Below are 7,886 nucleotides of genomic sequence, written 5' to 3' on the forward strand. Positions count from 1 at the left end.
CGGCTCAGCACCTCGGCTCAGCACCCCGGCTCAGCACCCCTGCTCAGCGCGCCGCGAGCTGCTCCGCCAGCGCCCGCAGCGCCAGCTCGTACGAGCCGATCCCGAAGCCCGCGATGGTGCCGGAGGCCACCGCCGCGATCACCGAGGTGTGCCGGAAGGTCTCCCGCGCGTAGGGGTTCGAGATGTGCACCTCGATCAGCGGCGCGGTGCGCTGCGCCGCGGCATCCCGCATCGCGTACGAGTAGTGGGTGAAAGCGCCCGGGTTGATCACCACGGGCACCTGCCCGTCGGCCGCCTCGTGCAGCCACTCGACCATCTGCTGCTCGGAGTTGGTCTCGTGCACCTCGACCTCGAAGCCGAACTCCTTGCCCAGCGCCGTGCAGCGCTCGACCAGTCCGGCGTACGAGGTGGCGCCGTAGACGTCCGGCTCCCGGCTGCCCAGCCGGCCGAGGTTGGGGCCGTTGAGCACCATCACCCGGGTCACGCCGAGACCTCCGCGTAGGCGGCGACCAGCAGGGACGGGTCGGGGCCCTCAAGGACGGAGGTCTTGCCGAGGCCGTCCAGGACGATGAAGCGGATCAGGTCGCCGCGCGACTTCTTGTCGATCTTCATCGCGTCCAGCAGCTTCGGCCAGGCGTCCGCCCGGTAGCTCAACGGCAGGCCGACCGAGGCCAGCACGGCGCGGTGGCGGTCCGCCGTCTCGTCGTCCAACCGGCCCGCCAGGCGGCCGAGTTCGGCGGCGAAGACCATGCCGATGGAGATCGCCGCGCCGTGCCGCCACTTGTAGCGCTCGTTGCGCTCGATGGCGTGGCCGAGGGTGTGGCCGTAGTTGAGGATCTCGCGCCGACCGGACTCCTTGAGGTCCCCGGAGACCACGTCGGCCTTGACCTGGATGGCCCGGCGGATCAGCTCGACGGTGTGCGGGCCGGCCGGCGTCCTGGCGCCCTCCGGGTCCGCCTCGATCAGGTCGAGGATGGCCGGGTCGGCGATGAAGCCGCACTTGATGACCTCGGCGAGGCCGGAGACGTAGTCGTGCCTGGGCACGGTCTCCAGGGTGCCGAGGTCGGCCAGCACGCCCACCGGCGGGTGGAAGGCACCGACCATGTTCTTGCCCTCGGCGATGTTGATGCCGGTCTTGCCGCCGACGGCCGCGTCGACCATGCCGAGCAGCGTGGTGGGCATGGCGATCCAGCGCACCCCGCGCAGCCAGGTGGCGGCGACGAAGCCGGCCAGGTCGGTGGTGGCACCGCCGCCGAGCCCGACGACGACGTCGCTGCGGGTGAAGCCGGTCTGCCCGAGCACCGACCAGCAGTACGCGGCGACCTCGGCGCTCTTCGCCTCCTCGGCGTTCGGCACCTGCAGCCCGATCGCCTCGTACCCCTCGCCGGCCAAGTCCTCGCGGATGGCGTCGGCGGTGGCGGCCAGCGCCTCCGGGTGGATGATCGCGACCCGCTTGGCCCGCGTCCCGATCAGCGGCGCCAGCTCGCCGAGCAGCTGGTGCCCGATCAGCACGTCGTACGGGTCGTGGCCGGCGCTGCCGCCGACGTGAATCCTGACGGTGGTGTCAGTCATGGGGGGTCTTCAGCTCCAGTGCTTCCAGTACGGCGTCCGCGACCTGCTCGGGGGTGCGGTCGGCAGTGTCGACGACGGCGGTGGCCACCTCGAGGTAGAGGGGGCGGCGGGCCTCCATCAGCTCGCGCCAGCGGGCCCGCGGGTTGACGGCCAGCAGCGGCCGCGGGGCGTCCAGGCCGACCCGCTTGACCGCGTCGCCCAGCGGGACCTCCAGGAAGACCACCGGCAGCTCGCGCAGCAGCTCGCGGGTGGCCTCGGCCATCACCGCGCCGCCGCCGAGCGCCAGCACCCCGTCGTGGCCCTCGGCGGCCGCGCGCACGGCGCGGACCTCCAGCTCGCGGAAGTGCGGCTCGCCCTCGTCGATGAAGATCTCCGGGATGGGCTTGCCGGCCAGCGCCTCGATGTCGGCGTCGGTGTCCCGGAAGCCGACGCCCAGGCGCTCGGCCAGGGCCTGCCCGACGGTGGACTTGCCACTGCCGGGCGGGCCGACCAGCACGATGACGGGAGACTTCATCGGATGATCAGGTTGTCGAGGTAGCCCTGCACATTGCGCCGGGTCTCGGACACGTTGTCGCCGCCGAACTTCTCGTTCATGGCGTCCGCCAGCACCAGCGCGACCATCGCCTCGGCGACGATGCCGGCGGCCGGCACAGCACACACGTCCGAGCGCTGGTGGTGCGCCTTGGCCGGCTCACCGGTGCGCACGTCCAGGGTCTGCAGCGCCCGCGGCACGGTCGCGATCGGCTTCATCGCGGCGCGCACCCGCAGCACCTCGCCGGTGGACAGGCCGCCCTCGGTGCCGCCGGAACGGCCGGAGGTGCGCTTGACGCCCTCGGGGGTCGGGACGATCTCGTCGTGCGCCTTCGACCCCGGCACCCGGGCCAGGTCGAAGCCGTCGCCGACCTCGACGCCCTTGATCGCCTGGATGCCCATCAGCGCGGCGGCCAGGCGGGCGTCCAGCCGGCGGTCCCAGTGCACGTGCGAGCCGAGGCCCACCGGCACGCCGTACGCGAGCACCTCGACCACACCGCCGAGGGTGTCGCCGTCCTTGTGGGCCTGGTCGATCTCGGCGACCATCGCCTTCGAGGCGTCCGCATCCAGGCAGCGCACCGGATCGGCGTCCAGCCGGGCCTCGTCCGAGGGCAGCGGCAGCACGCCGGCCGGCGCCTTGGCGGCGGCCAGCTCGACCACGTGGCTGACGATCTCGATCCCGGCCACCTCGCGCAGGTACGCGCGGGCGACGGCGCCCAGCGCGACCCGGGCGGCCGTCTCCCGGGCGCTGGCGCGCTCCAGGATCGGCCGGGCCTCCTCGATCGAGTACTTCTGCATGCCGGCCAGGTCGGCGTGGCCGGGCCGGGGGCGGGTCAGCGCCTCGTTGCGGGCCAGGCCCGCCAGCACCTCGGGGTCGACCGGGTCGGCCGACATGACCTGCTCCCACTTCGGCCACTCGGTGTTGCCGACCATGATCGCGACCGGGCTTCCCATGGTCAGGCCGTGCCGGACCCCGCCGAGGAAGGTCACCTCGTCCTGCTCGAACTTCATCCGCGCCCCGCGGCCGTAACCGAGCCGGCGGCGCGCCAGCGCGTCGGCCACCACGTCGGTGGTGACCGGTACACCGGCGGGCAGGCCTTCCAGCGTCGCGACGAGTGCGGGACCGTGCGACTCCCCCGCCGTGAGCCAGCGCAACGTACCCAACGGAGCTCCTTCATCAGCGGGCCGGCCCACGGCACCGCCGCGGCCCGCCCGAGCGTGCCTTCTCTCCGAATCCTTTCATGACCCAGCGGCACCCGGCGGCACCGTCCGGGTGACGGACGGCAACCGGTCACTCCACGAAACGCTCCGGAGCCGGGCTCCGGGCTCAGCGCCCGGCCAGCGCCTTCTCCCCCGCCTCGCGCATCGCGGCCAGCGGCCCGGGCGTGTACCCGGTGAAGGCCTCGCTCTGCAGCACCGCCTGGTGGACCAGCAGGTCAAGACCGCCGAGGACGGTCGCCCCGCGCCCGGCGCAGGCGGCGGCCAGCGCCGTCGGCCACGGGTGGTACAGCACGTCGAACAGCGCGCCCGGGGCCGCGGGCAGCCCCTCGGCGAAGCCGTCGGTCGCCCCGACCGGGGTGGTGGAGACGGTCAGCGGCCGCTCCAGCGCCTCGGCGCCGCGCTCCCAGTCGGCCGTCCGCACCGCGACGCCGAGCCGCTCGCCCAGCTCGGCCATCTCCCGGGCCCGCTCGGCGCTGCGCACGTAGACCGTCACCTCGCCGGTGCAGATCTGGGCCAGCGCCGCCAGCGCCGAGGAAGCGGTCGCCCCGGCGCCCAGCACCGCGGCGGCGGACACCTCGGCGATGCCGCGCTCGCGCAGCGCGTTGACCAGCCCGGGGACGTCGGTGTTGTCCCCGGTGCGTCGCCCGTCGGCGGTGAACACCACCGTGTTCACCGCGTCCACCGCGCGCGCCGTCGCGCTGACCTCGTCCAGCAGCGGGATGACGGCCCGCTTCAACGGCATGGTCAGCGACAGCCCGGCCCACTCGGCCTCGTCCAGCCCGGCGAGGAAGCCGGGCAGGCCGTCCTCGTCGACCTCGAAGCGGTCGTAGCGCCAGTCGTCCAGCCCGAGCGCCGCGAAGGCGGCCCGGTGCAGGTCGGGCGAGAGCGAGTGGGCGATCGGCGAGCCGAGGACGGCCGCCCGGTGCTTGCTGGTCAACGCTGCATCTCCGTGAACGACGGTGCGGTGGCGGCTACTTGGTGGTGCAGTGGAGGCCGACCTTGTCGAAGCCCTGACCCGCCGCCTTGCAGTACGCCTCGACGTTGGCCGCGTGCTCCTTGTCCGTCTCGGCGAAGAGGGTGTTGGTCGGGGACATCGCGATGAAGTACAGCCACTTGCCGTCCGCCGGGTTGAGCACCGCGTTGATCGCCTCGTCGCCGGGGTTGGAGATCGGCGTCGGCGGCAGGCCCGGGTTGATGTAGGTGTTGTACTTGTTGGACCCGTCGTTGATGTCCTTCGACGAGAGTTCCTTGCGGCCCAGCGAGTACTGCAGCGTGGTGTCCATACCGAGCGTGTGGCGCACGGCGTCGCTCGCCAGACGGTTCTGGATGGTCCGGGCCATCTTGGCGAAGTCGCCCGGGTTGTTGCCCTCGCGCTGCAGGATGCTCGCCTCGGTGATCACCTCGTAGGCGTTCTTGAGGCCCGCCTTGGAGGCCTGGCCGTCCAGGTTGGCGTACTTGTCGGTGGCGGTCTTCACCATCTGCTTGAGCAGGTCCTCGGGCTTCATGCCGTCGGCGATGTTGTAGCGGGTCGGCCAGAGGAAGCCCTCGACGTTGCCGTTGGCGTACGCCGGCAGGCCGAGGTCGTTGACCTGCGCCTTGGCGACGCCCGCCGTGGTGCCCTTCTGCAGCTTCAGCTTGGTGTCGATCATGGCGTAGATCTCGGAGGAGTTCTTGCCCTCCGGGAACACGATCGCCGCGCCGCCCGCCTGGTCCAGCAGCTCCTTGAGCGCGGCCGCGGCCGGCATCTCCTTCTTCAAGGTGTAGAAGCCGTACTGGATCGTGCTGCACTTGGGCTCGGCATCACAGGCCTTGGTGAAGGCGTCGACGCTCTTGACCACGCCGGCCGTCTTGAGCGCGGCGCCGATCTGCCCGCCGACCGCGCCCTGCTTGACCTCGATCTGGACGGAGCCGGTGCCCTCGCCGGTGAAGTCCGGCGGCGGGCCGAAGTGGCTCTGGTAGAAGCCGTAGCCCCACCAGCCGGCGCCGCCGAGCAGCCCGAGCAGCACCACGGCGACCACCAGGCAGGCTCCGCCGTTGCGACGGCCCGCCTTCTTGCCGCTCTCCTTGCGCTTCTTCTTCGCCTCGCGGGAGTCGTCCTGCTCCCCGAGGAAGCCGCCCTGCTCGGCCTCGGCCTCGGCGTGCTCGTCGAGGTAGACCTCGCCGTGCTGCCCGTCCTCGCGCCGGCGGCCGTCCCACTCCTCGGCCTCGGGCTCGTGCGCACCGCCGGCCGGGCCGGTGCCGGACTCGAGCGCGGCGGCCTCGGCCTCCCAGTCGATGCCGTCCGGGCCGGGGCCCGCGGCGGGTTCGGGCGCCGGGGCCGGGCGGGCGGCCTGCGGCCGGGCCTGCTGGGGGGCGGGCTGCTGCATGCCCGGCTGCTGCTGCATACCGGGTTGCTGCGGGGGCATGCCCTGCTGCGGCATGCCGGGCTGCTGGGGCACACCCTGTTGCTGGGGCACACCCTGCTGCGGGTACCCCTGGGGGTACCCGTTCTGCATCTGCTGCTGGGGCATCCCCTGCGGCATCTGCTGCTGGCCGCCCATCTGCTGCGGGTAGCCCTGCCCCTGCCGGCCCATGTCCTGCTGCGGGTACCCCTGGTCGAAGCCCTGCTGCGGCATCTGCTGCGGCATGCCCTGCTGCTGGGGGTAGCCCTGCTGCCCCATGCCCTGCTGGCCCATGCCCTGCTGCGGGTACCCCTGGGGGTACCCGTTCTGCATCTGCTGCTGCGCGCCCCCCATGTGCGGGAGGTGGGCCTGCTGCACGTCCCCGTACGGCTGCTGGCCGTGCTGGTCCTGCTGCGGGTACTGCTGCTGCCACTGGCCGTCCTGCTGGCCGGGGACCGGCTGCTGGCCGCCGTACCCGGGATCACCGGGATGCCACGGCTCGCCCTGGGGGCCGTAGCCCCGACCCAGATCGGTCATTGATCCCCTTAACCGACGGTGACGACCGGAGGATCGGACCGGCCGTCCGGGACGACGCAGTCCCGGCTGATTCTCGAACCGGCGTGCTAGCGCAGCGCCTGGGAGGAGACGTTACCGTACCGCAGCCGTACCCCCGCCCGGGCGGACGCACTGTCAGTGAGCGACCTCACGCTCGACGGACGGGGCCGTCACGGTGCGGTGGCGCCCGGCGTCGAGGGCGCGGCGGTGGACGGATCGGAGGGGGCCGGGGCGCTCGGTTTGGCCGCCCGGGCGGCGTTGAACTCCGCGACGTTCTTCTGCTGCACGTCGAAGCTGTCGGTGAAGCGGGTGTCCCCCGGCTTCACGGTGACGAAGTACAGCCAGTCCCCCGGCGTCGGGTCCAGCGCCGCCATGATCGCCTGCCGGCCCGGGTTGGAGATCGGTGACGGCGGCAGCCCCGGGTGGAGGTAGGTGTTGTAGGGCGAGTCCAGCCTGGTGTCGGTGACCGTGGTGTTCAGGGTCGAGCGGCCGAGGGCGTAGTTGATGGTGGAGTCCAGCTGCAGCGGCATCCCCTTGGCCAGCCGGTTGTAGATGACCCGGGCCACCTTGCCCATGTCCTCGGTGTTGTCGGCCTCGCCCTGGACCATGCTGGCGACGGTGACCAGGCCGTACAGGCTCTGCCCGAGGTTCTGCGCGACCACGTTGGCGTCGTCCCGGCTGAACTCCTTGCCGGCCCGCTCGACCATCTGCTTCAACAGGTCCAGCGCGGTGGTCCCGTCGGTGACGGCGTAGGTCGCGGGGAACAGGTAGCCCTCCGGGCTGCCCTTGGCGAAGTCCGGCAGCCCGAGTTCGGCGCCCTGCTCCTGGGCGGCCTTCTGGGTCGTGCCCGCGGGGAGGTTCAGCTTCTTGTCGATCGCCGCGTAGATCTGGTAGCCGCGCCAACCCTCGGGAATGGTCAGGCCGTTGGCGTTGGCCGGGTCGATCAGCACGGACAGCGCCGCGGCGGCCGACATCTTCTGCTTCAGGGTGTAGGTGCCGGGCTGGATCCGCCCGGCGGCGGCCGCGCTGCCCTTCGCCGCCCGGGTGAAGGCGAGCGAGCTGGCCACCACCCCGTTGCGGACCAGCGCGGAGGCGATCTGGGACAGGCCCGCGCCCTCCGGCACCGAGACCTGGACGCTGCCGTTGCCCTGCCCCGCGTAGTCGGCGGCCGCCGGGGGTTTGCGCTGCTGCTGGAGCCAGGTGTAGCCGGTGAGCCCGATCCCGCCGAAGACCGCGATCAGGGCGAGGGCGGTGAGCCCGCAGGCCAGTCCGTTACGCCGTCGGTGCGGATCCGGCGCATCGGAGCGCGGCCGGGGCGCACCCGGGGGACGGCCCTCCGGCTCCAGCACCGGCGCACCCAGGTGTCCCGGAGTGAGCCCCGGGTGGAAGTCCTGGTCGGTCATGGCTCGCGGCCCCCTCGGCGGTCCCGAATCGCTGAGAATCGCTCCGGGCCGAAGAACCGATCCAGAACAATCCGGATCGGTCCGAAACGGTCACGGAAACGAACGAAAGAGGGGTCCGTGCGGACGCGTGGTCCCGCAGGGGCCCGTCCCGCACCTGATCGCCACCGCGATCGGCGGCAAGCTCGGCCGGCCCGTCCCGCTGGAGGAGATCGGCCTGGGCGAC

Annotated in this window: 7 protein-coding genes and 1 pseudogene; 1 reads left to right on the forward strand and 7 read right to left on the reverse strand. The window is 72.5% G+C overall.

Features of this window, described 5'->3' with window-relative positions; genetic code table 11:
- Positions 1 to 43: 43 nt before the first annotated feature.
- From aroQ to mltG (ABTY61_RS32245), 7 genes are all read right to left on the reverse strand, one after another.
- The gene (aroQ, locus tag ABTY61_RS32215; RefSeq protein ID WP_350508671.1) at positions 44 to 472 is read right to left on the reverse strand and encodes a type II 3-dehydroquinate dehydratase; all 429 of its coding nucleotides are present in this window, start codon (positions 470 to 472) and stop codon (positions 44 to 46) included.
- Between the two features lie 8 nt (positions 473 to 480).
- Positions 481 to 1,572: a 3-dehydroquinate synthase gene (aroB, locus tag ABTY61_RS32220; protein WP_350508661.1), complete on the reverse strand. Its 1,092-nt coding sequence runs from the start codon at positions 1,570 to 1,572 to the stop codon at positions 481 to 483.
- Positions 1,565 to 2,086: a shikimate kinase gene (locus ABTY61_RS32225; protein ID WP_350508662.1), complete on the reverse strand. Its 522-nt coding sequence runs from the start codon at positions 2,084 to 2,086 to the stop codon at positions 1,565 to 1,567. The genes aroB and ABTY61_RS32225 overlap by 8 nt, the downstream gene beginning before the upstream one ends.
- Positions 2,083 to 3,267 carry a chorismate synthase gene (gene aroC / locus ABTY61_RS32230; protein ID WP_350508663.1) on the reverse strand — a complete coding sequence of 395 codons (1,185 nt, stop codon included), beginning with the start codon at positions 3,265 to 3,267 and terminating at the stop codon, positions 2,083 to 2,085. The genes ABTY61_RS32225 and aroC overlap by 4 nt, the downstream gene beginning before the upstream one ends.
- A 163-nt stretch (positions 3,268 to 3,430) precedes the next feature.
- Entirely contained in the window at positions 3,431 to 4,261 is an 831-nt protein-coding gene (locus tag ABTY61_RS32235) for a shikimate dehydrogenase (RefSeq protein ID WP_350508664.1), read from the reverse strand.
- Positions 4,262 to 4,295: 34 nt separating this feature from the next.
- On the reverse strand, positions 4,296 to 6,242 hold the full coding sequence (gene mltG / locus ABTY61_RS32240) for an endolytic transglycosylase MltG (RefSeq protein ID WP_350508665.1): 1,947 nt from the start codon (positions 6,240 to 6,242) through the stop codon (positions 4,296 to 4,298).
- A gap of 188 nt (positions 6,243 to 6,430) precedes the next feature.
- Complete coding sequence (gene mltG, locus ABTY61_RS32245) at positions 6,431 to 7,663, reverse strand: endolytic transglycosylase MltG (protein ID WP_350508666.1); 1,233 nt, start codon at positions 7,661 to 7,663, stop codon at positions 6,431 to 6,433.
- Between the two features lie 127 nt (positions 7,664 to 7,790).
- Between mltG (ABTY61_RS32245) and ABTY61_RS42050 the strand changes: the two are divergent.
- Positions 7,791 to 7,886: pseudogene (locus ABTY61_RS42050) on the forward strand (hypothetical protein); the annotation flags it as partial.

It is taken from the genome of Kitasatospora sp. NPDC096128 (assembly GCF_040303105.1).
GTDB lineage: Bacteria > Actinomycetota > Actinomycetes > Streptomycetales > Streptomycetaceae > Kitasatospora.